Annotated in this window: 24 protein-coding genes and 1 pseudogene; 8 read left to right on the top strand and 17 right to left on the bottom strand. The window is 66.3% G+C overall.

The features are described 5' to 3' along the window. Nucleotides 1-41 precede the first annotated feature (41 nt). The 3 genes and pseudogenes from nadA to CXR02_RS22810 form a co-directional block, all read right to left on the bottom strand. Nucleotides 42-1,364 (bottom strand): quinolinate synthase NadA, encoded by a 1,323-nt coding sequence (nadA, locus tag CXR02_RS06325; RefSeq protein WP_104061206.1) that lies wholly within the window; start codon nucleotides 1,362-1,364, stop codon nucleotides 42-44. Continuing rightward, on the bottom strand, nucleotides 1,361-2,071 hold the full coding sequence (locus tag CXR02_RS06320; RefSeq protein WP_104061293.1) for an NUDIX domain-containing protein: 711 nt from the start codon (nucleotides 2,069-2,071) through the stop codon (nucleotides 1,361-1,363). The genes nadA and CXR02_RS06320 overlap by 4 nt, the downstream gene beginning before the upstream one ends. 193 nt (nucleotides 2,072-2,264) lie before the next feature. Further along, nucleotides 2,265-2,519 (bottom strand): annotated as a pseudogene (locus tag CXR02_RS22810) (Lrp/AsnC ligand binding domain-containing protein); the annotation flags it as partial. A gap of 66 nt (nucleotides 2,520-2,585) precedes the next feature. Between CXR02_RS22810 and CXR02_RS06310 the strand changes: the two are divergent. The 5 genes from CXR02_RS06310 to CXR02_RS06290 all read left to right on the top strand — a co-directional run bounded on the left by CXR02_RS06310 (nucleotide 2,586) and on the right by CXR02_RS06290 (nucleotide 6,738). After that, a complete protein-coding gene (locus CXR02_RS06310; protein ID WP_104061205.1) occupies nucleotides 2,586-3,965 on the top strand; it encodes an amino acid permease in 1,380 nt (459 codons plus the stop codon). Nucleotides 3,966-4,034: 69 nt separating this feature from the next. Beyond that, entirely contained in the window at nucleotides 4,035-4,307 is a 273-nt protein-coding gene (locus tag CXR02_RS06305) for a biotin/lipoyl-containing protein (RefSeq protein WP_104061204.1), read from the top strand. Nucleotides 4,308-4,311: 4 nt separating this feature from the next. Then, nucleotides 4,312-5,139, top strand: a complete 828-nt coding sequence (locus CXR02_RS06300; protein ID WP_104061203.1) for an alpha/beta fold hydrolase — start codon at nucleotides 4,312-4,314, stop codon at nucleotides 5,137-5,139. 84 nt (nucleotides 5,140-5,223) lie between these two features. Further along, nucleotides 5,224-5,943, top strand: coding sequence for a serine hydrolase (locus CXR02_RS06295; RefSeq protein WP_104061202.1), 720 nt, complete (start codon nucleotides 5,224-5,226; stop codon nucleotides 5,941-5,943). Nucleotides 5,944-6,090: 147 nt separating this feature from the next. Beyond that, entirely contained in the window at nucleotides 6,091-6,738 is a 648-nt protein-coding gene (locus CXR02_RS06290; RefSeq protein ID WP_104061201.1) for a phosphoribosyltransferase, read from the top strand. A gap of 86 nt (nucleotides 6,739-6,824) precedes the next feature. Here the strand turns inward: CXR02_RS06290 and CXR02_RS06285 are convergent, their stop codons facing one another. Further along, nucleotides 6,825-8,159 (bottom strand): MFS transporter, encoded by a 1,335-nt coding sequence (locus tag CXR02_RS06285; protein WP_104061200.1) that lies wholly within the window; start codon nucleotides 8,157-8,159, stop codon nucleotides 6,825-6,827. 302 nt (nucleotides 8,160-8,461) lie between these two features. Between CXR02_RS06285 and CXR02_RS06280 the strand changes: the two genes are divergently transcribed. Next, the gene (locus tag CXR02_RS06280) at nucleotides 8,462-9,187 is read left to right on the top strand and encodes an IclR family transcriptional regulator (protein ID WP_104061199.1); all 726 of its coding nucleotides are present in this window, start codon (nucleotides 8,462-8,464) and stop codon (nucleotides 9,185-9,187) included. 44 nt (nucleotides 9,188-9,231) lie between these two features. Here CXR02_RS06280 and CXR02_RS06275 read toward each other — a convergent pair whose 3' ends face one another. The 4 genes from CXR02_RS06275 to CXR02_RS06260 form a co-directional block, all read right to left on the bottom strand. After that, nucleotides 9,232-10,551 carry an MFS transporter gene (locus CXR02_RS06275; RefSeq protein ID WP_104061198.1) on the bottom strand — a complete coding sequence of 440 codons (1,320 nt, stop codon included), beginning with the start codon at nucleotides 10,549-10,551 and terminating at the stop codon, nucleotides 9,232-9,234. Between the two features lie 127 nt (nucleotides 10,552-10,678). Next, a complete protein-coding gene (locus CXR02_RS06270) occupies nucleotides 10,679-13,756 on the bottom strand; it encodes an AAA family ATPase (RefSeq protein ID WP_104061197.1) in 3,078 nt (1,025 codons plus the stop codon). Then, on the bottom strand, nucleotides 13,753-14,934 hold the full coding sequence (locus CXR02_RS06265) for an exonuclease SbcCD subunit D (RefSeq protein ID WP_104061196.1): 1,182 nt from the start codon (nucleotides 14,932-14,934) through the stop codon (nucleotides 13,753-13,755). The genes CXR02_RS06270 and CXR02_RS06265 overlap by 4 nt, the downstream gene beginning before the upstream one ends. A 70-nt stretch (nucleotides 14,935-15,004) precedes the next feature. Then, nucleotides 15,005-16,018, bottom strand: coding sequence for an MIP/aquaporin family protein (locus CXR02_RS06260; protein WP_104061195.1), 1,014 nt, complete (start codon nucleotides 16,016-16,018; stop codon nucleotides 15,005-15,007). A 141-nt stretch (nucleotides 16,019-16,159) separates the two neighbouring features. On the opposite strand from CXR02_RS06260, the gene CXR02_RS06255 reads away from it, so the two are divergent. Continuing rightward, nucleotides 16,160-17,242, top strand: coding sequence for an ADP-ribosylglycohydrolase family protein (locus tag CXR02_RS06255; RefSeq protein WP_104061194.1), 1,083 nt, complete (start codon nucleotides 16,160-16,162; stop codon nucleotides 17,240-17,242). Here CXR02_RS06255 and CXR02_RS06250 read toward each other — a convergent pair. The 5 genes from CXR02_RS06250 to CXR02_RS06230 form a co-directional block, all read right to left on the bottom strand. After that, nucleotides 17,229-17,747: a DUF4395 domain-containing protein gene (locus CXR02_RS06250; protein WP_104061193.1), complete on the bottom strand. Its 519-nt coding sequence runs from the start codon at nucleotides 17,745-17,747 to the stop codon at nucleotides 17,229-17,231. The two genes, CXR02_RS06255 and CXR02_RS06250, sit on opposite strands and share 14 nt — an antisense overlap. Nucleotides 17,748-17,856: 109 nt before the next feature. Further along, on the bottom strand, nucleotides 17,857-18,849 hold the full coding sequence (locus CXR02_RS06245) for an exonuclease domain-containing protein (protein ID WP_104061192.1): 993 nt from the start codon (nucleotides 18,847-18,849) through the stop codon (nucleotides 17,857-17,859). 101 nt (nucleotides 18,850-18,950) lie between these two features. After that, a complete protein-coding gene (locus CXR02_RS06240; protein ID WP_104061191.1) occupies nucleotides 18,951-19,637 on the bottom strand; it encodes a hypothetical protein in 687 nt (228 codons plus the stop codon). Between the two features lie 33 nt (nucleotides 19,638-19,670). Next, complete coding sequence (locus tag CXR02_RS06235) at nucleotides 19,671-20,573, bottom strand: ABC transporter ATP-binding protein (protein ID WP_104061190.1); 903 nt, start codon at nucleotides 20,571-20,573, stop codon at nucleotides 19,671-19,673. After that, on the bottom strand, nucleotides 20,570-20,971 hold the full coding sequence (locus CXR02_RS06230; RefSeq protein WP_258060832.1) for a GntR family transcriptional regulator: 402 nt from the start codon (nucleotides 20,969-20,971) through the stop codon (nucleotides 20,570-20,572). Before CXR02_RS06230 ends, CXR02_RS06235 begins: the two co-directional genes overlap by 4 nt. A 124-nt stretch (nucleotides 20,972-21,095) precedes the next feature. On the opposite strand from CXR02_RS06230, the gene CXR02_RS06225 reads away from it, so the two are divergent. Then, complete coding sequence (locus CXR02_RS06225) at nucleotides 21,096-21,869, top strand: DedA family protein (RefSeq protein ID WP_104061292.1); 774 nt, start codon at nucleotides 21,096-21,098, stop codon at nucleotides 21,867-21,869. 105 nt (nucleotides 21,870-21,974) lie between these two features. Here CXR02_RS06225 and rdgB read toward each other — a convergent pair whose 3' ends face one another. The 4 genes from rdgB to murI all read right to left on the bottom strand — a co-directional run bounded on the left by rdgB (nucleotide 21,975) and on the right by murI (nucleotide 25,339). Next, nucleotides 21,975-22,652, bottom strand: a complete 678-nt coding sequence (rdgB, locus tag CXR02_RS06220) for an RdgB/HAM1 family non-canonical purine NTP pyrophosphatase (RefSeq protein WP_258060831.1) — start codon at nucleotides 22,650-22,652, stop codon at nucleotides 21,975-21,977. Beyond that, entirely contained in the window at nucleotides 22,649-23,407 is a 759-nt protein-coding gene (gene rph / locus CXR02_RS06215; protein ID WP_058932038.1) for a ribonuclease PH, read from the bottom strand. The genes rdgB and rph overlap by 4 nt, the downstream gene beginning before the upstream one ends. Nucleotides 23,408-23,477: 70 nt before the next feature. After that, nucleotides 23,478-24,275, bottom strand: coding sequence for an MBL fold metallo-hydrolase (locus CXR02_RS06210; RefSeq protein WP_104061188.1), 798 nt, complete (start codon nucleotides 24,273-24,275; stop codon nucleotides 23,478-23,480). Beyond that, on the bottom strand, nucleotides 24,272-25,339 hold the full coding sequence (murI, locus tag CXR02_RS06205; RefSeq protein ID WP_104061187.1) for a glutamate racemase: 1,068 nt from the start codon (nucleotides 25,337-25,339) through the stop codon (nucleotides 24,272-24,274). Before murI ends, CXR02_RS06210 begins: the two co-directional genes overlap by 4 nt. Nucleotides 25,340-25,374 lie beyond the last annotated feature (35 nt).

Genomic DNA, 25,374 nt, shown 5'->3' with positions numbered 1-25,374 from the left:
TCGGTTTCCGGGGTTACAGGAGGTGGACTACAGCGGACGGGCTACAGCGGACGCGAGGCGAGCATACGCTCGAGCGCGGTCTTGGCGTTGTCCTGAACGGAATCGTCCACGCTGATGCGGTTGACGATGCGGCCTTCGACGAGTTCCTCCAGGACCCAGGCGAGGTAGCCGGGGTGGATGCGGTACATCGTGGAGCAGGGGCAGATCACCGGGTCCAGGCAGAAGATGGTGTGCTGGGGGTATTCTGCGGCGAGCCGGTTCACCATGTTGACCTCCGTGCCGATCGCGAACGTGGTCGGTTCGGTGGCGGCTGCGATGGCCTTCTTGATGAAGTCGGTGGAGCCGGCGGAATCGGCGGCGTCCACCACCTCCATAGGGCACTCGGGGTGCACAATCACGTTGACGCCGGGGAACTCGGCGCGGGCCTTTTCGATCTGACCCACGTTGAAACGCTTGTGGACCGAGCAGAAGCCGTGCCAGAGGATCACGCGGGAATCGAGCAGGGCCTGTTCGTCGTTGCCGCCCAGTTCCTTGCGCGGGTTCCACATGGGCATCTGCTCCAGCGGCACGCCCATGGCTTTGGCGGTGTTACGGCCCAGGTGCTGGTCGGGGAAGAAGAGGACCCGCTGGCCGCGTTCGAAGGCCCATTCCAGGACCATTTTGGCGTTGGAGGAGGTGCAGACGATGCCGCCGTTCCGGCCGCAGAAAGCCTTCAGGGCGGCCGAGGAATTCATGTAGGTGACAGGAATGACCGGAACCCGCCCCTCGGCATCGGCCTCGGTACCGAAAATCCCTTCGAGCTGTTCCCAGCATTCCTCGACGGAGTCGGTGTCCGCCATGTCCGCCATGGAGCAGCCGGCGGCGAGGTTGGGCAGGATGACGGCCTGTTCCGGGGTGGAGAGGATGTCCGCGGTCTCGGCCATGAAGTGCACGCCGCAGAAGATGATGGCCTCAGCGTCGGGCCGGGTGAGGGCGGCGTTGGCCAGCTGGAAGGAGTCGCCCACAAAGTCGGCGTACTGGATGACTTCGTCCCGTTGGTAGAAGTGGCCCAGGATCACTGCCCGGTCCCCGAGCTTTTCCTTGGCCGCCCGGATGCGGACATCGAGCTCGGCATCGCTGGCGAGCTTGTATTCCTCCGGCAGCTGGCCCTGGCGCGGTGTGGCGGCCGGGGCAACGTCCGCGCTGGAGGCGCCGGGTCCGTAGGCAGGGGCACCCGCGAGGGCTTCGGCAAGGTCGTATTCCCACGGGCCCTTGGCGAGCGCCGGGCTGCAGGTGGATACTGTTTTGCCTGCTGCCGTGCTGCGGGTCGCGCTTTCAGCTTGTTCGCGCGTGATCAGCTGGATGGCTGTGTTGACGCTGCTCATGGTGTGCTCCTGTTATCGGGGTCAAGGCCGGGACGGCCGGTGAAGCGGTAAAGACGTGGCGGGCGGTGCTTGCCGCCCTGGAGGTATTCGCCGGTTTCTTCGATCTCCGGCGTGGATGTGAGCTGGCGGCGGAAGTTGGCCGGGTCCAGCCGGGTGTCCAGGACGGCTTCATAGACCTCCCGGACCTGGGCGAGCGTGAAGTACTCCCCCAGGAAGTGGTAGGCCACGGAACCGTAGGCCAGCTTGTTCCGCAGGCGCCGGAGCGCGTACTCAACAATGGCGTTGTGGTCGAAGGCCAGGTCCCCCACCTTGTCTGCCCTGAACCACTTCACGTTCTCCGATTCGTCGGCCAAAGCGGCCTCGGTGGGCTGGACCAGCGCCCAGTACACGATCGACACCACGCGCTGGGTGGGTGAGCGGTGCAGCCCGCCGAACGCGTACAGCTGCTCCAGGTAGCTCGGCGTGAGTCCGGTGGTTTCCCGGAGGTTCCGGGATGCTGCATCCTGCAGGGATTCAACATGCGTGAGCGGTCCGCCGGGAAGGGCCCAAAGATCCTTGTACGGTTCACGGATCCTGCGGACCAAGGGAAGCCAAAGGGTAGGCCGGCCCGAGGATTCGCTGGGCCGCAAGGCAAAGATGACGGTGGAGATGGCGAGCGAGGGGGCTGCGGTGGCCCGCTCGGAGACGTTCGCTGAGCTGCTGTACACGGTCACTCACCCGCTCCCTGCTTCTCGGCTTCATTGCCATCGCTTAGTTATAGTCATTTTGACTAGAACTGATTCTACGGCCCCGTTCCTCTGATTCAAAATGTTTCGCCGCCCCACGCGACTGGACGAGGGGTCCTTGGGCCGGCCCCGGCGACCTTACCCCGGCTGCCTGGCGGCCGCCTGGCGGCCGCCTGGCGGCCGCGGCTTCGAGCGGGTTCAGCGTCCTGCCCTGGAAATGGGTGTTGAGGACAATCACGGACGACGCGCGGAGCACGGTCCTGGTGGCGATCATCGCATCCAGAACACGCTGCGGGTCCGGATTGGACCGCGCGGCGATCCTCGCAATAAGGTCCGAACTGCCCGAAACGGTGTGGACCTCGATCAGTTCCGGGATCGCGGCCAGCGCCTCGGCCACCGCATCGTGGCCCAGGTCCTGGTTGATGGTCAACTTAGGCGGTAAATTCAAGTGGTCCCCGCGGGGGGCACCACCCCAACCCCAAGAAGGTTCACAGGCATGACATCGAAGTCCACGGCAGTGCGGCCGAAATCCCACCTCGGCCACTCCATGAAACCCCGGCAGCTCACCATGATGGGACTGGGCAGCGCCATCGGCGCCGGCCTGTTCCTGGGCTCGGGGGCCGGCATCCAGGCCGCGGGGCCCGCCGTGCTGATCTCGTACCTGGTCGCCGGAACGCTCATCATCCTGGTGATGTGGGCGCTGGGCGAGATGGCCGCTGCGAATCCCACGAGCGGCGCGTTCTCCGTCTACGCCGAGCGGGCCCTGGGAAAAACCGCCGGCGCCACCGTGGGCTGGCTGTGGTGGCTCCAGCTGGTGGTGGTCATCGCCGCGGAAGCCCTCGGCGCAGCGGGCCTGCTGTTCTCCGTCTGGCCGGTTACCCCCGTCTGGGTCCTGGCACTCATTTTTATGGTTGTGTTTACGGCCATCAACCTGACGGGCGTCAAGAACTTCGGCGAGTTCGAATTCTGGTTTGCCATCCTGAAGGTTGCCGCCATTGTCGCTTTCCTGGCCGTGGGGGCCGCCCTGCTGCTGGGTCTCGTGCCCGAGGTAGCCTCGCCCGGACTCGCTAACATCACCACTGATTTTGCCCCCGCCGGGCTTGGCGGCATCGCAACGGCATTGTTCGTGGTGATCTTTGCCTTCGGCGGAACCGAGATCGTGGCCGTGGCCGCCGCGGAAACGGAGGATCCGGAGCACAGTGTGGGTAGGGCGATCCGGACCGTGTTGTGGCGCATCCTGGTCTTCTACATCGGGTCGGTTTTTGTCATCGCAGCCGTCCTGCCGGTCTCCTCCGAAGGACTCGCCTCTCCCTTTGCCGGCGTGCTCGACGCGGCCCGGATCCCGGGCGCCGGAACGGCGATCACCCTGGTTGCCGTCGTCGCACTTCTCTCTGCACTGAATGCCAACCTCTACGGTGCGTCCCGCATGGTGTACTCGCTCGCCGAACGCGGCGAGGCTCCCCGGTTCCTGGCCAGGCTCAGCGGGGCCAGCGTGCCCATGGTGGCGGTGGGCGTGTCCGTGGCGTTCGGTTTCTTCGCCACGGTTCTGGAGCTGCTGTTCCCGGACCGGATCCTGCCGGCCCTGTTCCAGCTGGTCGGATCAACGTGCCTGGTGGTCTGGGGCACGGCCCTTGTTTCGCAGCTGATCCTCCGGCGCCGCGCGGACCGGGACAGTGCCGAACTTCCCCTGCGGATGAAGGGATTCCCGGGCCTGACTAACTTCGGACTGGTCCTCCTGGGCGTGATCTTCGCCGTCGGCTTCAGCGCGGAAAGCAGCCGCGGACAGCTGCTGAGCACGTTCGTTCTAGTTGCCTGCCTCGCGGCAGCCTGCTGGCTCGGCGCCCGGCTCACGAAGTCCCGCCACACACCAAAGTAGCTCACAGTTAACGTCGCCATTTCGGTTTATGGCGACGTTAACTGCCAGCCAGTTGGGTGAGGAGCGACCGTGCTTGACTGGCTGGTTTCGCCCGGCGATCAGGTAGAGCGTCACCAGCCGCTGGTGGAGATGGAAACCAGCAAATCCGCTGTTGAACTGCCCAGTCCGCAGGCAGGTAAAGTGGTCCGTATCTTCGGTGGGGCAGGCGACAGGATCAATGTCAGCGAACCCCTGATCGTGTTCGAGGTACCGGACAACACCGCCGGAATCGTGGGCACGGTCCCGAAGGACGAGGCACCGACGCGCCGGGTCCGCCTGAGCGCCGTACTTGATGAGGACTGACACCATGAGCGGCAGACACACCGGCGAGATGCATTCCCACACCGTTGAGGGCACTGACCCCCAACTCTTTGTGGAGGTGCACGACCCCCAGAACGACGCCGGACTGCGCCCTGTGCTGCTGCTGCACGGCTTCTCCTCCTCCAGCAAGCTCAACTGGCATGACACCGGCTGGGTGGCGGCCCTGCTGGAGGCCGGCCGCCGCGTCATCACCGTGGACCTGCCAGGACACGGCCGCAGCGGCGCCCCCGAGGACATGGACTCCTACTCCCCCAGCCGGATCCGCGCGGATCTGCTGCAGATAGCGTTCGACGCCGGCGTGCGGCCGTTGCATACCGGTGACCCCACCAGCGGGGTGGACGTTGTGGGCTATTCCTTGGGCGCCCGGCTCGCCTGGGAATTCGGCGCCACCCAGCCCGAGATCGTCCACCGCCTGGTCCTGGGCGGACCGAACATCGCCGATCCGCTGGCAGCCTTTGACCTCATCGCCGCCCAGAACTACCTCGCCGACGGAACCCCCATCGCGGACGAGTCCACGGCCGGCCTGCTCAAGATGGCCATGCTCCTGCCGAGCAACAACATCTTCGCGCTGCTGTCCCTGGTGGATGCCATCAAGGCCGAGCCCTTCGATCCCGCCGAAGCCGTACCCCACATGCCGATGCTCCTTGTGGCCGGCGACCAGGACGAACGTGCGGCCACCATGCCGCAGCTTGCCGCACTCGGAATCCGGGCAGGGTCCATGGCTGAACAGCTGACGTTGCCTGGCCGCAACCACACCAACGCCATCACCAGCCGCGCTTTCAAACAAGGCGCCATCGCTTTCCTGGGGGTCTGACCAGTGCGCGGCTGATCAGTGCGCGGCTGATCCCTGACAGGGATTTCGTAGCGCCCGCATAGGTTCCGCTGCTTGGATCGTCAGATGCACGATCCTCCCCAGCCGCTCGCCCGCCGCACGGACGCCGCCCTACGCCGCCGTTCCGCCCTGATGGCTGCCGCCGGTTTCCTCGCCGTGGTCCTGATCGCTGCCGCCTTCGTACTGGCCCCTGCCCGGCCCGGGCAGGGTGCGGCATCGCGCGCATCAATTGGCATCGACACGTTTGCAAGCTCCGCCCCGATTGACGCGGGCCTGGACGCAGCCATCGATGCCATCATCGGCACCAACAGCCAGTACCAGGTGGGTGTTGCGCTGATGGCCCCCGACGGTGGGGACGTGCACCAGTACGGCGTGGAGGAACCGTTCAAGGCAGCGAGCACGGCCAAGATCTTGACCGCTGCTGCCTATTACCACCTTGTGGAGGAGGGTTCAGCGTCCCTCGATGATCCACCGGGCGCGTTCACCTCGGAGTTCCAGATCCAGGCGATGGTCCAGGACAGCAACAACGAATCGTGGAGCCTGCTGATGGACGCCGTGGGCCTTTCCGAACTTTCGGAGTATGCCGCCTCCATCGACGTCACGCATGACCCCGAGGTGAATACGCTTTCGACCGCCGAGATGGCCCATATCCTGGCGGAACTGCTCGAGGGCCGGCTCCTGGACCAGGAGCATACGGAGCAGCTCCTGTCCTACATGCAGGACACCAACTACGAAAACCTCATTCCGGCCGCAGATCCGGACGGCCTCACCGTCTTCCACCCCTGAACGGACTGTTGTGATCCAGGAAATCACCAAGGCTGTTACCGCCGCCCCTCTCGTAACTGAGCAGCAGTGTGAGGAAGTATCCCCGGTTCCCGGCGCGGCAGCAGAAGGTAGGCTGGAAGCGTGGCGGAGACAGCCGGAGAGGGAACAATGAGCACGCGTTTTGAAGACCGCACCGATGCCGGTGAACGGCTGGCGGCGGTGCTCACGCAGTTCCGGGAACGCCCCGACACCATCGTCCTGGGGCTGGCCCGCGGCGGCATCCCTGTGGCCGCCGCGGCTGCCAAGGCCCTGTACCTGCCACTCGGCGCCGTTCTGGTCCGGAAACTCGGCATCCCCGGCCACGACGAAACAGCGTTCGGTGCGCTGGCCTGGTCGGGAGGCCGGATAGTGCGCCTGCTCAACCGTCCCTTGATCACCCGCATTCTGGACCACGGCGTCCGCCAGGAGTGGCTGGACGAAGTGGAGAAACGCGAGAGGGCCGAGCTGCTCCGCCGGGCCGCGACTTACCCGGGGATCAGCAACGACCTCACCGGTCAGACAGTTCTACTGCTCGACGACGGCCTGGCCACCGGAGCCACCATGCGCGCTGCCGCCGAGGCAGCCCGTTCCGGTGGTGCGGCACGCGTCGTCGCCGCAGCGCCGGTGGGTTCGGTGGAAGCCTACACGGCCGTGTCGCGGGTGTGCGACGCCGTGCTGTGCCTGCATCTGCCTGGCAAATTCCGCGCCGTTGGCAGCTTCTACCGGCACTTCGAACAATTGGCCGATGAGGACGCCATCAGCCTGCTGAACCAGTAGGCCCGACGGCAACACCGGGCCCGGAAAGCCAAACGGCGGGTCCAGGCCAGATGGCCCGAGCCCGCCGTTCTGCGATACGTACAACTTTAGTGGTGGCTGCTGACGCCGAGCGGGTTGCCCTTCGTCTCCTTGGCAAGCACAACCCCGACAGCCGAAATCACGCACAGGATCATGATGTAGATGCCGATGGATCCGGTCCATTTGGTGCTCTGCAGCAGAGTCTCGGCAATGGTTGCGGCGAAGGCACCACCGAGGATCGCGCCGAACGCGTATCCGATGGAGATGCCCGAGTAGCGGACATTGGCAGGGAACATCTCGGCGTACATCGCCGACATGGGGCCGTAGGAGAGGCCGAGGCCAATGGTCAGCACGAAGAGCGCCACACCGTAAAGCCAGATGTTCTTGGTGTCGATCAGGGCAAACATCGGGATCATCCAAACGAAGATGATCGCATAACCGATCAGGAACGTCTTGACCCGGCCGATCCGGTCCGAGAGCCAGCCGCCAGCGAGCGTGAAGATCAGCCAGCCGAAGGAAGCGAGCGTGGTGGCGAGCAGGATTTCCGGGACCGGCATCTTCAGCGTCCTGGTGGCGTAGGAGATGAAGAAGGCGATCAACAGGTAGCCAGCGGCGTTGTTGCCGATGAAGATCATGGTCGAGTAGAGCACGGGCCTCTTGTGGCTACGAATGAGCTCGCTGAGGGGCGCCCTGCTTTCGGCCTTTCGGGCCGCCATCTCCTGGAAGACAGGGCTCTCGGCCACGGCCCGCCGGATCAGGTATCCCACCACAATCAGCACGATGGACAGCAGGAACGGAACGCGCCAGCCCCACGAAGCAAAGTCTTCCTTGGACATGTTCGAGTTGAGTATGAAGAGCAGGCCGGTGGCCAGGATCATGCCGACCGGGACGCCGATCTGCGGGTACGCGCCGAACACGCCGCGCCGGCTCTTGGGGGCGTGCTCCACTGCCATCAGGGCAGCGCCGCCCCATTCACCGCCGGCGGAGAAGCCCTGGGCAATGCGGAGGATGATCAGCAGGATGGGGGCCCAGACGCCGATCTGCGCGTACGTCGGCAGCATGCCGATCAGAGAGGTGGCTGCGCCCATCATCAGGAGGGTGAAGACCAGCATGGCCTTGCGTCCGAGCCGGTCACCAAGGTGGCCGGCAACCACTGCACCCAGCGGGCGGAACAGGAAGCTGATGCCGATCAGCGCGAAGGACAGGATCTGGGCCAGGCCCGGATTGGATTCGTTCAGCGGAGCCAGGAACAGCGGGGACAGCAGGGTACCCGTTAGTTGGGCGAAGATGAAGAAGTCGTACCACTCGATGGTGGTGCCGACCAGCGTTGCTGCGAGGACCTTGCGTTCCTCGTGCTTGCTGCTCGGGCCCGCCTCGGAATCGACGCGTGAAGTTTCGGTCATTGGAACTCCGTGGCTTGGGGCAGCCTGGTTGGGGATAACGGCTGCCGACGGTGGATTTAGGCCGTCCGATTTACTGATCGAACGGTCAGTTAGTATGACGTTACGCGAAGATGTGATGAAACGCACTATTTTTCTTGATTCTCCGCGCGGATCAGTTCCATAGTTGATGCGAGTCAGTTCCATAGTTGAACTTCCTTTTCGGAATCAGCACCGGGCTTTTCGAAATACGCACGCAGTCCGAGTGAGGGAAGCACCGTCACGGCACCCGGGCAGCGCCCGTGCAGCCGCCTAGGATGGGACGCATGACGCCTACCGCAGTCCCCGCCGGAGCAGCTCAGGCTTCGCCGTCCCAGACCCTGTCGCGCGGAATCCGTGCGCTGGAAATCCTGGCGGCCGCGGAGACTCCCTTGACCATTGCGGAACTTGCCGACGCCATGGGCGTTCACCGTTCCGTGGCCTACCGGATCCTGCGGACACTGGAGGACCATTCCTTGCTGGTGCGCGATGACGCGGGCAGAGTCCAGCCGGGGCCCGGGCTGGCTGTCCTGGCACGGGGGGTTGCCCGCAACCTGCAGACGGCGGCACTGCCGGAACTCACGCAACTCGCGAATGCCCTGACCATGAGTGCCTTTGTGGCCGTCTGGGACCGCGATGACTGCGTCACGCTGGTCACCGTGGACCCGCGGCATACCGGGGCCGCCATCGTCCAGCACCCCGGCTCCCGGCATCCCATCAGCGCCGGTGCCCCTGGCATTGCGATCCAGTCCGCCTATTCAGAAGCTGAGTGGCATGCGGCAGCCCCGGGAATCCCCTACCGGCCCGAGGCGGGAACCGCGCGGCAACTGGGCTATGCCGCCAGCCACGATGAAGTCATCGCCGGAGTCTCCTCCGTGGCTGTTCCGGTCATGGTCCCGGCCGGCCGGCCGGCCGCGCTGGCCGTCGTCTATATCCGGGCAGCCCAGAATCCGGACGAAATCGCCGCTGCGCTGGTGGCGGGTGCCGCGCGCATAGAGGCCCAGCTGGGCTAGACCGTTGCACACGCCGCCTGGCGGCGACCAGCGCCCGGCGTCGATCAGTGGCGTTTGCGGAGAATGACGGCGGCCGCGGCACCAAGCACCAGCAGGCCTCCGGCGGCAATCACCGGCACAATGAAGGCGGCGTGATAGCCGTGGGCCTGCGCCAGCTGGCCACCAACGGCGGCCCCCAGTGCGGTGCCCGCCACGATCCCGCTTGCCAGAGCTGTCATGACGGTCCCCAGCCTTTCCACCGGCGCCACCAGGCCTCCGATCGCGAAGACTGTGACCATCACGGGGCCCACGGGCAATCCCAGGACCAGAAGCACCGCAATCATGCCGCCCAACGATCCGGGCACGAGCAGCAACAACGCGAGCACCGTCATGAGTGCCGCGCTGACCAGCCACCGGCCGGCGGGAGTGAAGCGCTGGGGCCAGTACGCCACGGACAGGGCTGCGGCGGCCGAACTCAGTCCCATGACCGCATACAGCAGTCCGGCGATTTCCGAGGTGGCGAAACTGGCGGAGAAGGAGCTCAAAGCCGTCTGGGCGGACCCGAAGAAAGTGCCCATGGCCACCATCGCCAGGACGGGCAGTGCGACGGCGGCGGGAATCCTCGCAGCCTTGCGCGAAGCTGCCGAGCCCCGGTTCAGGGGAACCGCCTTGTGCGTGGAGTGCACCGCAAAGGCGGGCACCAGCGTGATGGTCATGGCTGCGGCCAAGGCCAACGGCAGCCATGGGGCCACAAGGCTAGCCAGGATTCCCACCAAAGCCGGCCCCAGGACGAACGTCAGCTCATCAGCCGTGCCTTCGTACGACAGGGCCGTGTCCAGATCCCTGCCTGCCTTCGCTCCCGTGCCCCTCGAGGTGAGCGCCATCCAGCGCACCCTGGCCAGCGGCCCTACCTGCGGGCAGCTGGCCCCAGCAAGGAATGCGGCGGCGATCACTGCCGCGGGAAAAGACCCGGCTTCGGGCACAGCCCAAGCCGTCCCGATCAGGGCGAGGACAGCTAAAGTATGGAGCACCGCCGCCACCAGGAGTACGGGCCGCTGCCCCCTGCGGTCTGCGAGGGCACCAAAAACCGGGGCGCCGAGGGCCGAGCCGATCCCCACAGCACCAGCGGCAGTGCCACCGAGCGCGTAGGAGCCGGTCACGGACGTAACAAGCGTCAGGGCGCCGACAGTAAGCATGGCCAAGGGCAGCCGGGCGAACAGGCCCACGGGGATAAAGCTGCGGCCTGCGAGGTGCGGGAGCCTGGCGAACCGTCCCGTGGGCGGAGCCAGCGCAGCGGAGGCCGGCGCAGTGCCAGGATGGGCAGTGCCGGGAGAGACAGTGTCAGAAGAAAGCGGCGCTTCCAGGGAAGCGGGCAGGGAGGACATTGTTGAAGAGTTCAAGGTTCCGGGCTCGTTCAGTAATGCGCATCGTCCCTCCTCCCGATGCGCGCGACCCGGTAACTATCCGATTATAGAGGCCGGCTGGGGCCATTCCAGCCCGGCATGGCCGCCGTCACACCAGCGCTTCGGCGACGTCGGAAATGCGGAGCGTGGAACCGTTCCGGCCTTTGAGGACCTGGAGCTGGGTTCCGATACGCTGTTTCATTTCCCCAACATGACTGACGAGACCCACAACGCGCCCGCCGTCGCGAAGGCCTTCGAGGGCATCCATCACCTGTTCCAGGGATTGTTCGTCGAGGCTGCCGAAACCCTCGTCCACAAAGAGCGTCTCGATCTGGATGCCGCCGGACTCCTGCTGCACAACATCTGCCAACCCCAGGGCGAGTGAGAGGGACGCCATAAAGGACTCGCCGCCGGAAAGGGTGGAAGTATCCCGGCGGTGCCCAGTCCACTGGTCCACGACTTCTAGGCCCAACCCGGATTTCGCGCCCCGCGCGGCCTTGGCGTCTGAATGCTGGAGCAGGTAGCGGCCATCGCTCATGGCCACCAGGCGTTCGGAAGCAGCCAACGCCACCTGTTCAAGCCGTGCCGCGAGGACGTAGCTGTTCAGGCTCATGCGGTACGTGTTGTCTCCTCGGCCTGCGGCGGTATCAGCCAGGGCTGTCAGCAGCCGGGCGCGTTCCCGCGGAACCCGCCCGGAACCGGCAAGCCGTTCGTAGTCATTGCGGACAGCGTCCAGCGATTCCACACAGCGCACGGCCATACCGGCGGCGAGATCGGCGGCGCGTGCCTCCTGCCCGGCCTGCTCCGCGGCGGTTTGCAGCTCCGCAATGAGTGCTTCGTCCACCGCGGGATGGGCTGCGGCTTCCGTCCGTGCCAGCAGCAGATCCTCGGATGCGAACAGCTCGGCTATCCGCGCCTGTTCGTCGTGGCCGGCCCGGACCTCAGCCAGCAGGGCATCGGCGTCGGTGGCCGACAGCAGCTGAGCCCGGGCTTCAACGTCAGAACTGAAACCAGCCTCCGGCAACGCCAGGTCAAGCTGGATCCGCGCTTCCTCGGCCCTGGCCCTGGCCCTGCTGAGCAAGGCCTGGGCCTCCACGGCCTTCTCCAGTGTGGCAGCAGCGTCCTGCAGCGACCGCAGCCGGTGTGTGAGGCTGCGGTGGCCGCCACGCAGGGCGGAGAGCGCCTCGTCAAGCGACGCCAGCTGGTCCACCAGCCCCGACAATTCAACGGTGACCTGCGCGAGCTCGGATGCCGCTCTGTGCCTGGCGGAATCCGCTGCGGTAAATCTGGTTTCGGCTGCCTCAAGCTGCTGCCGGAGGTCAGCGAGGTTTTTCACCGCCAGCTGCGACTCTCCGGCGGCGGTGCGGGCAGACTCGAAGGCCGCAAGCGCTTCCTCTTCGGGGGTGTCCCCGCCCTGGCCTTCAAGAACGGCCATCAACTGGTTCGCGTCGCCCAACTCACGGGCCCGCGCTGCCAGGTCTTTCTCCGCAGACTCATGGTCGTGCTGGGCGGCTTCCTCGGCCTGGCTGAGGCCCAGCGCTGACGCCGAAGCCTCCGCGGGAGCCGGGTGGTCCGCACTGCCGCAAACCGGGCAGGCTTCCCCCTCGGCCAGCTGGGCGGCGAGTTCGGCGGCGGCGTTGGCGAGTCTTTCCTCGCGCAGGTCCAGCCAGCGGAGTTTCTTCTCGAGCTGGATCTCCCGGAACGCCGAGTGGCGCTCGGTGGCGAGCTCCTGCGCCGCGCGCGCAGCCGCGTAGCGCCGGACGACGTCAAGAAGTTCCTCAGCCGCAGCGGCTTCCTTGGCGTGCAGGATGGAGGTTGAGGCCAGGTCCGCCAGGGGCTCCAGGCGTGCCGTCAGGGTTTCCTGCTCCGTGCGGAGGGCCTGCAGCGAAACGCCCAGGTCAATGTCCTTTTGGGTGAGTTCCCTCTGCTTCGTGCTGAGTGCGGCACGCGTGGCAACGAGCGAATGGAGGCGTTCTTCGTCCGGCAGCCTGGCCTCCACCACGGCCAGCAGGGACCGGAGCCGGCTCAGCTCACCGGCGATGTCAAGGGCCCCCGCAGCGGAGAGCCCGCCATCGGAGTGGTCCGCATCCAAGGCGCCAAGGTCCAGCTGGTCCAGTTCGGGGTCTTCATCCGCCGCCATGCGCAGCAGTGTGATGGCGGATTCCATGGCTCCCGCCGCGTGCCGGACCTGGGTCTGGCTGGACTGGACTGCTTGCAGCTGGCCCGAGAGCACCTCGGCGCGGCGGTGCTGTTCGAGGCGGGCGGCATGGACCTCCAGTGACGGCAGGGTTGCCTCTGTGGCTGCTTTCCGGGCCTCGGCGGCTGCCAGTTTGCGGTGCCGTTCCCGCCGCGCGGACTCGCGCTCCAGCCGGCCGGAGGTGTGCCTGCTGACAGCTGCTGCGGCCTCCGCCGCGGCAGCCAGTTCCCCTGCGCGGTGGGCCACTGATTCCTGCAGCCATTCGATCCGGGCAGAAGATTCCTCCTGGGCAGGAGCTGCGGAATCGTCAATGGCCAGCGCAGCGGCCTCGGCTTCCGCCCGCGCCGCCAACAGCTCAAGCTCCGCGTTCAGCCGGGCAACATCGTTCCGCGCGGCCTGTGCCTGCGCCGCCAATTCCTGTTCCAGAGCCTCGAACCGCTGGGTGCCGAAGAGCTTCTGCAGCAGTTCCAGGCGATCGGCTGCCTTGGACCGCAGGAAGGCGGCAAAATCGCCCTGCGGCAGCATCACCACGCGCGTGAACTGTTCCCGGTCCATTCCCAGCAGGGCGGTGATTTCAGCGCCGGCTTCGTCATTGCGTCCGGATCTCTCCGTCCACGTCCCGCTGATGCGTTCCCGGAGGAGCGTTTTGGCCTGCTGTGTGGTGAAGCCGTTCTTCCCCCGGGCACTGGGTTTATCCCAGGCCGGCGACCTGGTGACTTCGAAGTGGCGGCCCTGAGCGGAAAACTCGCAGGTTACCGCCGGTTCGAGCGACGGCTCGGCATGATCGCTGCGCAGGCGCTTACCCTCTTGGCGCGCCCCGGGCACGGATCCGTACAGCGCAAAGCAGACGGCGTCCAGCACGCTGGTCTTCCCTGCCCCCGTAGGCCCGTTAAGGAGGAATAGTCCGTGGGCGCTCAACCTGTCGAAGTCGATTTCCTCGGTACCCGCAAAGGGCCCGAAAGCGGAGATGGCAAGGCGGTGGATCCTCATAGCGATGCCTCCGTCAGGCGTACGTTATCCAGCGCCGCGGCGATGGCCGACCGCTCGGCGTCGTCCGCGTCCCGCCCCCGCACGTGATCGAGGAATCCGCAGCAGAGCGAGAGATCATCATGGGCTTCGGCGAGCCGGCTGCTGTAGCTTTTGGACGCCTTAACAGCGCCGCCCTGCGGATCAAAGCCGAGGACCAGCGTGTCCGGAAACCGGGCCCGCAGCCGCTCCATGGCCTGCGCCGGCCGCTGCTTATCCGTCAGGGTGATCTGGCAGTACGCCCCTTCGGCCCAGGAATGTTCCGCGGACTCCAGGAGCTCCGAGATATCGCCGCGGAGCACGGCCAGCTTCCGCGGGGCTTCCCACGACAGTTCCGATACGCCGGTCACACCGTCCGGGCCGACGTCGATCAGCCAGCCTCCCTTGGTGTGCTTGGCTTCGGAGAACGAGTAGGCCAGGGGCGACCCCGAGTACCTGACCTGCGGCGACAGGGTCTGCCGGCCGTGCAGGTGCCCCAGCGCGGTGTAACTGAATCCGTCGAACAGGTCCAGGGGCACGGCTCCGACTCCCCCGATACTGAGGTCCCGCTCGCTGTCCGAGCTGATGCCTCCGCTGGCGAACGTGTGGGCGAGGACCACCGAATGGACCGTTCCCGCAGCGCTGCGCTCCGCGAGGTCCGCCCGGATGCGGCCAGTGGCGGCGCGGGTGACTTCGAAGTGGCTGGCTGTTTCTGCACCGAGTTGTTCGGCGACGAGGCGCGGTTCCAGCCAGGGGATTCCATAGATGGCCAGGACGGCACCGGGCGTCCCGCCGTCACCCGTCTCAAGGGGCAGGACGACGGGCTGGTCAAGGTCCGCCAGCCGGGTCCGCAAGTGGACGCCGCCACGTTCCAGCAGCCGGGAGGCGAAGCCCAGCCGGATGGCTGAGTCGTGGTTGCCGGATGTCAGCACCACTGTGGCGCCGGCCGCCGTGAGCCGCACCAGGGCATCGTCGAGCAGCCCCACGACGTCGACGCCGGGCAGGGCGCGGTCGTAGACATCACCGGCGATCAGGACGACGTCGACCGCATTTCCGGTGACAGCGCTGACGAGCTGATCAACGAATGACCGCTGGGCGTCCAGCATCCCGACGCCGTGGAAGGACCTGCCCAAGTGCCAGTCCGATGTGTGCAATAACCGCATATTCTTACGCTAGCGGCTGCCACCGACAGTTTAGGAAACCGCCGCAACAGCCGTTGCCCAGTAAGGCCAGCTAGCCGCGCTTTCCGTCGAAGAATTCCTGGGCCTCGTCGCGGCTGTCCGGCTTGTCCGCGGCGGTATGAGCCGGTGCGGGCTTGGCCGGAGCGGCTGCCTTGGCGGGCACCGCAGCGGACTCGTCGGCGACGTCGCCATCGACGTCGGCATCCTCCTCGTCGTCGAAATCCTCAACGTCGTTGGCCTCACTGCCGTCAAATACTGACCCGTCAGCAGCTGATCCAGCGGCCGAAGCAGTAACGGCAGCAACCGGCTCGGCGAACCCCCGGAAGACCAGCCCGGCGATGGCTGCGCCCGCCAAGGGAGCAACCCAGAAAAGCCACAGCTGCTCAAGGGACCAGCTGGAGCTGAAGACGGCCGAGGCCGTGGCGCGTGCGGGGTTGAACGGCGCGTTGCCCACGGACAGGCCCAGCTGCAGCAGAACGGCGAAGGCGAGGCCCACGGCTACGGCGGCTGCCGTTTTGTTGATGTTGTTGCGTGCGGTGGTGCCCAGGAAGACTGCAACCAGGATGGCGGCCCCGAGTACTTCCAGCAGGAGCACACCGGCGAGGGGCGCCTGGATGATGGAATGTTCGCCGAATCCGGCGGTCACAGTGTCGAACGCCGTGCGGCTGTCCTGGATGCCCGGCAGGGTCCGAAGGATGCCAAAGAGTGCGAGGGCGCCGAGAAGTGCACCCACCAGCTGCGCGCCGATGTAAGCGGCGGCGTCACCGAGCCGGATCCGGCCGGCGACGGCGTGGCCAACGGTCACTGCCGGGTTGAAGTGTCCGCCGGAAACGTAGCCGAAGGCAAGCATGGCCGCGGTCACCGCGAGACCTGCTGCCAGAGCGGCCGGCAGCGGGCTGGACTGCGGGATGGAGAACAGCGGCACGCCCAGCCCAGCCACCACGATGAAAAGGCTGCCAAAGGCTTCCGCAGACAGCCTGGACACCAGCCCGTGCCGGAGTTCGCCACCGCTTCCGGCAGTCAGCCCGGGGGCGGGATCACGGTGGACGGGCACAGGCGTGGTCATGGTGGGGCAATCCTTATCGTTGGGGTCTGGTGCCTTTGCATTCTGCCAAGGGATTCTGGGCGTTGGCTGAGTCCGAGCTTAGTGGACGGACGGTGTGGTGCCCGGCGCGTTCCACCTTCGCCCCACGGTAAATTTGCTGTCATGAGCATTGAACCGGACGCCGTTGCCGCGCCCCCGCTGAAGTCCCGCATCCACGGCTGCCTCCTGGGCGGCGCCCTAGGAGACTCGCTGGGGTACGCGGTGGCGTTCGACTCGATCGAGGCCATTCGCCAGCGCTTCGGCCCCGCGGGCCTGACGGACCTGGCAGCGCTCGACGGCGGCAGCCACTTTTCGGACGACACGCAGCTGACGCTGTATACCGTGGACGGGCTGGTGGAGGTGCTCGAATGGGCCAATGACGGCGTGGGCGCCGATGCGAACGCCTGCGTGTGGCTGGCCTACCTCCGCTGGCTGGACACCCAGGGTGAGTCTGTGCCGCCGCAGGCCCCGGCGCAGCCGCCGCGGTGGATCGACGGGAACGAGGTGCTGAGGCACCGCCGCGCCCCTGAAGAAACGTGCATCAGCGGACTGGCCACGGGTGAAATGGGAACCGTCTACCGGCCCGTGAACTCGGACTCGAAGGATCGCGGAACAGTGATGAGGTCGGCCCCGTTCGGCCTGATTCCCTTCATAGCGTCCGACGCCGTCTATAAGTTGAGTGCCGACGCCGCCTCCCTGACGCACGGCCATCCGTCCGCACGGCAAAGTGCCGGCAGCTTCAGCCTGCTGATCCACCGCCTGGTGGCCGGTGATAGCCTGGCGGACGCGGCGGCGGCGGTCCTGGCCGAAGTGCGTGGCCTGAAGGATCTGGCGGCGGAACTTCCGGAGCGGCTTGAAACGGCCATCCGCTGTGCGGGAACGGGCGTCCTGTCGCCGGAGGAACTGGTTCGGCAGCTCGGCGAGGGCTGGGTCGCGGAGGAGGCGTTCGCCGTCGGGCTTTACGCTGTCCTGGCCACAGCGCCGGGCGCGGACTCCACACTGTCGCCGCAAGACCATTTCCGGGAAGCCCTGGCGCTGGCCGTCAACCACAGCGGCGCCAGCGATTCCACGGGATCCATCGCCGGAAACATCCTGGGCGCCTACTACGGCGAAGAGTGCCTGCCCCCGGAATGGCTCGACGCCCTCGAAGGGCCGGACGTCATCCGCGGCATGGCCGATCTGCTGGCGGGCGTTACAACCGCCTGAGCGCGACGTTGTTGCAGGCCTCGCAGATGTCCTCCGGGATCAGGCCCCGGCGCTGCAGCACTCCGAAGATAACGCAGCCCAGGCAGAATCCGGCGAAGGCCTCCAGCGACGCAGCCGCAATGAGTACCGCGAGCGCAATCCAGGCTGCAGGGGCGGCACCGGCAAGGAACAGGATCAGCGCCGTCGTGGACACCGCCGCTCCCATGCCCTGGGCAAAACGCTTGGGCGGTCCGGGAACCAGGCGAACGCGGCCCAGACGGGGTGCCAGGACCTTGACGGAGAGCAGGGCCAGCGGCGAAATCCGTGGGCCGAAGAGCACCCGCAGCCAGAAGCCCGCGGCGATCAGCACGAGTCCCCAAACGGACCCGCTCAGCAGTGTGGCGCCCGCGAGGAGCACCACCAGGCCGGCGGTGATCCGGGCCGCGTATTCATTGACGGGGTTGGGAAAGGCGAACACGGCGGACCAGTTGATTCCGGTTGTTTGGCCGTCCGTTAGTTTGCTCATCCTGCAAGGCTAGGAGCCGGGCACGCCGCAGGGAAGATTTGTTGCGCCGGATGAACACCGGGCCGGATCCGTGCAGCCGGAATCACCGCATGCGGACAAAGCGTGCGGCTCAGCCGCCCACCATCTGCAGGAACTCGCCTTCGGAGAGTACTTCGATGGGCTGGCCGCGGTCGTGGAGCTCCAGGACTCGCCGGGCCTTGCCGGTCAGCCTGCCGGACCGCAGGTCCGCGGCCACAAAACCGTCACCCACCACCAGCACCGTGGTGCGGGCGGTTACGCGGCTTTCCGGCCGGGCACCCAGCTCGGCCGAACGCACCTTCGCTTCCGGCCGGGCCATGGAGAGCTCGCCGGTGAAGACAACGGTCTGGCCGTACAGCGGGTGGGAGGGTTCGGCGTCGGCATTGGGGACAGGGTTGTCGCCCTCCTCCGGCCACCCGGACAGGAACGGGCGCACCAGCGTGGCGCTGTTTCCGCCAGCGGCGCCGGCAAGGGCGGTAAGGCTGGCTTTGGACAGGACGTCGCGCGCAGGGTCAAACGCCTCCTGGTGCGGCAGGACCAGGCCCAGCGACAGGTAGAGCTCGGCAATGCTGTTGGCGTTGTTCCGGGCCGCGATGTCGATCAGGATGCCGGCGCAGGCGCGGGCGTCTTCTGCGGCGTCGTGGTGGTTGACCAGCGGCACGCCGGCTTCCTCCGCGGCGAACGGCAGGGAATTGGAGACCAGGGAGTAGCAGCGCCGGGCCAGCATCACGGTGCAGACGTAGTCGTAGGCAGGGCCGGGCAGGCCGGAGACCTCAAGCCCTGACCGGATCACTCCCAGGTCAAAGGCCGCGTTGTGCGCCGCCAGGATGTCGTCCCCGATGAAGGCGCCAATCTCCGGGAACAGTTCACCGAAGCGCGGGCGGCCGGCCACGTCCGTGGCCTTGATGCCGTGGACCCTGACGTTGTGGTACTCGAAGTGGTCGTGGTTGACCGGAGGCCGCATCAGCCACGACGCCTCATCCACCACCCGCCCGCCGCGCACTTTCGTCAGGCCAACCGCGCATGGTGAACCCCGGAAGCCATTGGCCGTCTCGAAGTCGATCGCCGTAAAGTCCAAACCCACGGCCCATACTTTACCGCCGGACAGGCCCGTTCCCGTGTCACCGAGGCGGCCCTGTCGTGGAAATCACCCGTCGTACTCCGAGTGAGGGGGCGCGTGGCGGGTTAGGGAATCGCCCGCCGCAGCGTGAGGTACGAGCCGCTGGCAAGCACCACACACAGGGCGGCAGCCCAGGCGCCCATGGTCAGCGGTGTCTGCTGGACGAACCAGTAGCCGATGCTCCCCCACCACTGGTTCAGCGTCGCCAGCGCCACAATACCGAGCGACAGCACGGCCGAGCCGATCAGGGAGATCAGCATCCCGATGGTCCCCCAGCGTTTGTAGATCGTGGCGAACCAGAAGCCGATGATGAACATAAACATCATGATGGTGAAGTAGAACACCGCCGTGCCGTACCAGGGCCCGTCCGCGACCCAGGGGAGGGCGAAGAAGAATCCATTGACGCCCCAGCCGTTGGTGGCCCGTTCAACGATGCCGCCCAGGAGGTAGATGGCCGTCATAGCCCCGGCCAGCACGGAAAACAGGCCCAGGGTGCCCAGGTAAAAGGCCCGGCGGCTCACGCTCAGCGCCTGCGAAAACGGGAAAGCCAGCGTCATGCTCTGGATGCCCAGCACCATGAAGTACCAGAGCGGAGCCTGGCTGCCGCCGCCGAACTTGGGCTCGTCCACCGGGATCAGGGCGAATATGGCGATCGAGAGGAGAAAGGCCGCCGCGAGAATGACCAGCGGGTTCCCCAGATATGTCCATTTGGTGACGAGTTGCATCCGCGCCACCGCCATTGCCTTGCTCATCGTGCTGCCTCCAATGCATCGCGTTCCGGTCCGTCACCTGGCGCCTGGCGCCTGGCGCCGGGCGTGGTTGTCCACAGTCTTCCTGATAACGAGCTGCTGCAGGGACACGGGAACCACCTCCAGTCCCACCCTGGCAGCTTCCGCCCGCCGCACGGGGCTGAGGGCTTCGTCAACAGTGACCGACGCCAGCGAGGCCATGGTCTCGCGGTGCAGGACCTTCCTGCCCGCGAGGAACGCGTCCACTTTGCCGGCCGGGCCCACCAGCGTCGTCGCGGACCCCCTCAGCGCATCCGCCTCGGCATCGATAAGGATCCTTCCTGCATCAATCACAATGACGTGGTCCAGAAGGTTGGCCACTTCGTCAATGAGGTGGGAGGAAAGGACGATCGTGCGCGGATAGTGCGTGAAGTCGGCCAGGAGCCGGTCGTAGAACAATTGCCGGGCAACCGCATCAAGCCCGAGGTAGGGTTCGTCAAAGAACGTCAGCTCCGCCCGTGACGCCAGGCCGATGATCACGCCCACGACGGACAACTGCCCCCGGGAGAGCTTCTTGATCCGCCGCTTGACCGGGAGTCCGAAGTCACTGATGAGCCGTTCGGCAAACGCCTGGTCCCAGTTGGGAAACAGCAGCCGCGCGGCCTTAAAGGCATGGAACGGCGTGAAGTCATCGGGGTATTTCTGCGATTCGCGGATAAAGCAGACCCGGGACAGGACCCTGTCATTTTCGTACGCCGGCTCGCCGAAGACCAGCGCCTCCCCCGAGGTGGCGAACGCCTGGGCCGTCAAGACGGACATCAGGGTGGTCTTGCCGGCACCGTTACGTCCCAGCAGGCCGTAAATCCGGCCTGCTGGGACGCTGATGCTCACGTCGTCGAGGGCCAGGACATCCCGGTACCGTTTTGTGAGATTCCTTGCTTCAACCACTGTTTCGTTCATAGTGCCGCGCTCCTTTCCTGGTTGCCGTCCGCCGCCGGCCCGGCCTCTGCGCCGCGGATGATCATGCGGCTGAGCTCGTCCGGTGGTATGCCCAGCTTGCGCGCCTCCGCTGCGAGCGGCCGCACGTACTGCTCAAAAAATTCCTGGGTCCGCCGCGCCACCAAAGCCGCCCGGGCACCTGTGCAGACAAACATGCCGATCCCCCGCCTTTTGTAGAGGATTCCCTCCTCCACCAGGAGGTTCACACCCTTTGCTGCCGTGGCCGGGTTGATCCGATGGAACGCCGCGAACTCGTTGGTGGACGGGACCTGGGATTCCTCCGGGAGGTTACCGTCCACGATGTCGTTTTCTATCAGTGCGGCAATCTGCAGGAAGATCGGCCTGCTGTCGTCTATCACTGGCGCCGCCTTGATCCTCATCCACGAGGCCGGAAAGCCTCACTGGTTAGTTACTTATGCAACTAACCAAACAACCAGGATGCCCTGGTGCGTCAAGTACCCTGAGGAGGTGAACTTTCTTGCGATCAGCGACCTTGCCGCGCCCATGCTGGGTGGTGCAGGACCGGTCCAGCCGCAGCTGGCCTCCTTCCTGCCCGACTGGCTGAACCCCCAGATTTTCCTGGCCGATCCCGCACTTGCGCCCTGGGTGGTGCTGCTGGTCTGCGGAATTGTCTTCGCCGAGACCGGCCTGCTGGTGGGATTCTTCCTTCCCGGCGATTCGATGCTGTTCACGGCAGGGCTGTTGGTGGCAACGGACACTATCCAGTTCAATGTCTGGCTCCTGGCGCTCCTGATCACCATTTCCGCCATCATCGGCAACCAGACCGGCTACCTGATCGGTTCCAAGGCCGGTCCCGCCATATTCAACAAGCCGAACTCCCGCCTCTTCAAGCGCGAAAACGTGGAGAACGCACACGCCTTCTTCGAAAAGCACGGCGGCAAGGCGCTGATCCTCGCCCGCTTTGTGCCGATCATCCGGACCTTCGTGCCCGTGATCGTTGGCGTGGCCCAGATGAACAAAAAGAAGTTCTTCCTGTTCAACGTGATCGGCGCGGTCCTGTGGGGCAGCGGCGTCACGCTGTTGGGCTACCTGCTCGGTGACAGGGTCCCGTGGGTCCGGGAGAACCTGGACATCATCTTCATCGTCATCGTGCTGGTCTCCGTGATTCCGATCGGCATCGAAGTACTCCGCGGAATTTCCGCCAAGCGCCAGGCGGCTAAGTTCGGCACCGACCCCGTTGACGAATTCATTGAGGAGCACGAACCCGAAGCCGAACGGAAGACCCACCGGGACTAGTAACTTAAAGCGCCGCCGGCCGGCGCTGGCTCCATAGACAAAACTAAGGGAGCCCCACCATGGTGGGGCTCCCTTAGCTGTCAGCTGGCGTTTCGGGTGTGTGCCCTACGGGCCGGCGAGTGCCTCGACAATGGCCGGCAGGAGTGCCCGGAAGGCCTTCGCCCGGTGGCTGATCGCGTTCTTTTCCGCCGCTGACAATTCAGCGCAGCTGCGGTCCTCGCCGGCCGGTTGCAGCACGGGGTCGTAGCCGAAGCCGCCATTGCCGCGGGGTTCGCGCAGGAGGGTCCCCTCAAGCTGGCCGTACTCCACCACTTCGCGGCTCTCAGCGCCCGGTCCCGGGACAGCCAGGGCCGCAGCGCAGACAAACGCGGCTCCACGGTGCCCGTCAGGGACATCGGAGAGCTGGTCCAGCAGAAGCTTCAGGTTGGCGGCATCGTCACCGTGCCGGCCGGACCAGCGCGCGGAAAAGATTCCAGGCGCCCCGCCCAGTACGTCCACGGCCAGCCCCGAATCGTCGGCGATGGCCACCAGCCCAGTGGCCTCCGCAACGGCCCGCGCCTTCAACAGCGAGTTTTCGGCGAACGTCACGCCGGTTTCGACGACGTCTGGCGCACCCACCGCCGCGGCGTCCACCACCTGCGTGTCGACGTCGAGGCCGGGGACCTGTCCGCGCAGCAGCTCCCGGAGCTCCCTGAGCTTGCCCTTGTTGTGCGTGGCCAGGACGAGGCGCGGTACGGGCGCGCCGTCAGGTTCAGCGTTCGGGTTCACAGCTTCCTGGTTCACAGTGCGTCGGCGAGGGTTTCGCGCTGGATCGCCGCCAGGGCGGTGGTGCCCAGGAGGGCCAGGTCCAGCAGCTGGTTCAGCTCGTCCCGGTCGAAGGGAGCACCCTCTGCGGTGCCCTGGACTTCCACGAACTTGCCGGATCCGGTGACCACCACGTTCATGTCGGTTTCGGCGCGGACGTCCTCAACGTAGGGCAGGTCCAGCATGGGCACGCCGTCGATGATGCCCACCGAAACCGCTGCGATCGTGTCGATCAGGGGCTGGGCGTTCTTGGCGATCAGCTTGTTGTCGCGGGCGAAACGGATGGCGTCCGCCAGTGCCACGTAGGCGCCGGTGATGGCCGCGGTGCGCGTTCCGCCGTCGGCCTGGAGGACGTCGCAGTCAAGGACTATCGTGTTTTCGCCCAGGGCCTTGGTGTCAATGATGGAACGCAGCGAGCGTCCGATCAGCCGGGAAATCTCGTGGGTCCGCCCGCCGATTTTCCCCTTGACAGATTCGCGGTCGGAACGGGTGTTGGTGGCCCGGGGAAGCATGGCGTACTCCGCCGTGACCCAGCCGCGGCCTTCGCCCTTGAGCCAGCGCGGCACGCCCGCCGTGAGCGACGCCGTGCACAGGACCCTGGTGTTGCCGAACTCGATGAGGGCCGATCCCTCGGCCTGCTTGGACCATCCGCGGGTGATGCTGATGGGGCGGAGCTGGTCGGGGGCGCGGCCATCGGCGCGCACTACGGGCACTGCGGTTGCTTCAGAAGTCATGCCTTTAGCTTATCGACTCACGGCGAGCCGTCCCGCCGCGGCGAGAGCAGCGGACCGGGAGCGCAGCCGATCAGACGGTGTAGTGCACACCGGCCACGGCAACGGCCACGTCGCCGCCGAACACGGGGCGCGCTTCGGCCATAACGGTGGTGGGCGATGTCCAGACGGGGATGTGCGTGAGCAACAGCCGGCGCGCGCCCGCGCTCTCCGCGGCCTCGCCGGCACGCTTTCCGGTCAGGTGGACATCCTTGATGTCGTCGTCGCGGCCTTCCTCAAAGGCGGCCTCACACAGGAACAGGTCAGCGTCCTTTGCCGCTTCCTCCAGTCCCGCGCAGGAATCGGTGTCCCCGGAATACGTCAGGATCCGGCTGACACCGTTGCCCTGCTTGTCCGGTTCGGTCACTTCCACCCGCAGGGCGTAGGCCTCCTCCACGGGATGGTTCACCGCGAACGGCGTCACCGTGAACGGCCCCACCGTGACGGATTCCCGTTCGGTCCAGTTGGTGAAGTCGAATTCCTCATGCATCCCCGGATCGAGCTCCAGGCCGTAGGCGGTGGCCATCCGGTCCGCCGTCGCGGCGGGGCCCCACACTGGAATCCTGCCGCGCCCCCAGCCGCCGGGCTTCCAGCGGACGGCCACGTGCAGGCCGCACAAGTCCATGCAGTGGTCCGGGTGCAGGTGGGTCAGGAAGATCGCATCGATGTCCTCAAGGTCCGTGTAGCGCTGGATGGCGCCCAGGGCTCCGCTGCCAAGGTCCATCACGATCTTCCACGTCCGCTCGCCGTCGCTGGCGGTCAGGAGGTAGCAGGACGCCGGGGAGCTCGGGCCGGGAAACGAGCCGGTGCAGCCGACGATGGTGAGCTTCACAGGGCAGGTCCTCCGGCCCGGTGGGCGCCCACAAAGTTCGAAATCCGAGGTCCCGACGACGACTGCCGGGCGCTGGCGGTCTGCGCAGCCGCGATCATCTCGGGCGTGATCCGCGCCAGGCTGCCGGTGGGGTACTGGGCCGCCACATGGTCCACGTGCCGGACGGACAGGACCTCCGGCCCCAGGAAACGGCGGGCCAGCGTTTCGAACTGGCCGGCGTCACCGGTGGCGATGAAATGGTGTTCCGGCGGTGTTGCAGCAGTGCGCTGAAGGTCGTGGGTGGCGAGGGCCCGGTACACGTCCTTCGCCGTTTCCTCCGCGCTGGACACGAGCGTCACGGCGTCGCCCATCACGAACGAGATGACGCCGGTCAGCAGCGGGTAGTGCGTGCAGCCCAGCACCACGGTGTCCACGCCTGCCGCCTTCAGCGGCGCCAGGTACTCTTCGGCAATAGCCAGCAGGGCGGGTCCGGTGGTGATCCCGGCCTCCACGTAGCTCACGAACTCGGGGCAGGCCACGGACGTGATCGCCAGGTCCGGCGCGGCGGCGAACGTGTCTTCGTAAGCCCGTGAACCAACGGTGGCGGAGGTTCCGATGACGCCGATACGCCCGCTGCGGGTGGCAGCGACAGCCCGCCGGACGGCCGGCTGGATCACCTCGATGACGGGGATGCCGTATTTCGCCGTGTACCGCTCACGGGCGTCCCTCAGGACAGCGGCCGACGCCGAGTTGCAGGCAATGGTCAGCAGCTTGACGCCGGAGTCCACCAGTTCGTCCATCACGCCCAGGGCGTTGGCGCGGACTTCGGCAATAGGCAATGGCCCGTAGGGCCCGTTGGCGGTGTCCCCCACATAGAGGATGGACTCGTTGGGGAGCTGGTCGATGATGGACCGCGCCACGGTCAGTCCGCCGACACCGGAATCAAAGATGCCGATGGGGCGGGACCCCACCTGGGCCGTGGTGCTGCTGGCTGCGGAGTCCGATGCGGCTGCGCCTGACGGATCCATGCTCGAGGCTGTAGTCATGATTATTCGAGGATAGGTCTTCCCCGGGGCCGCAGCCATCACATTGTGGCGCCCGACTCATGTCAAATTTGTCA

Origin of the sequence: Arthrobacter sp. 4R501 (assembly GCF_002929755.1) — a bacterium.
Classification (GTDB): domain Bacteria; phylum Actinomycetota; class Actinomycetes; order Actinomycetales; family Micrococcaceae; genus Arthrobacter.
This window is presented reverse-complemented; position numbering and strand designations above follow the sequence as displayed.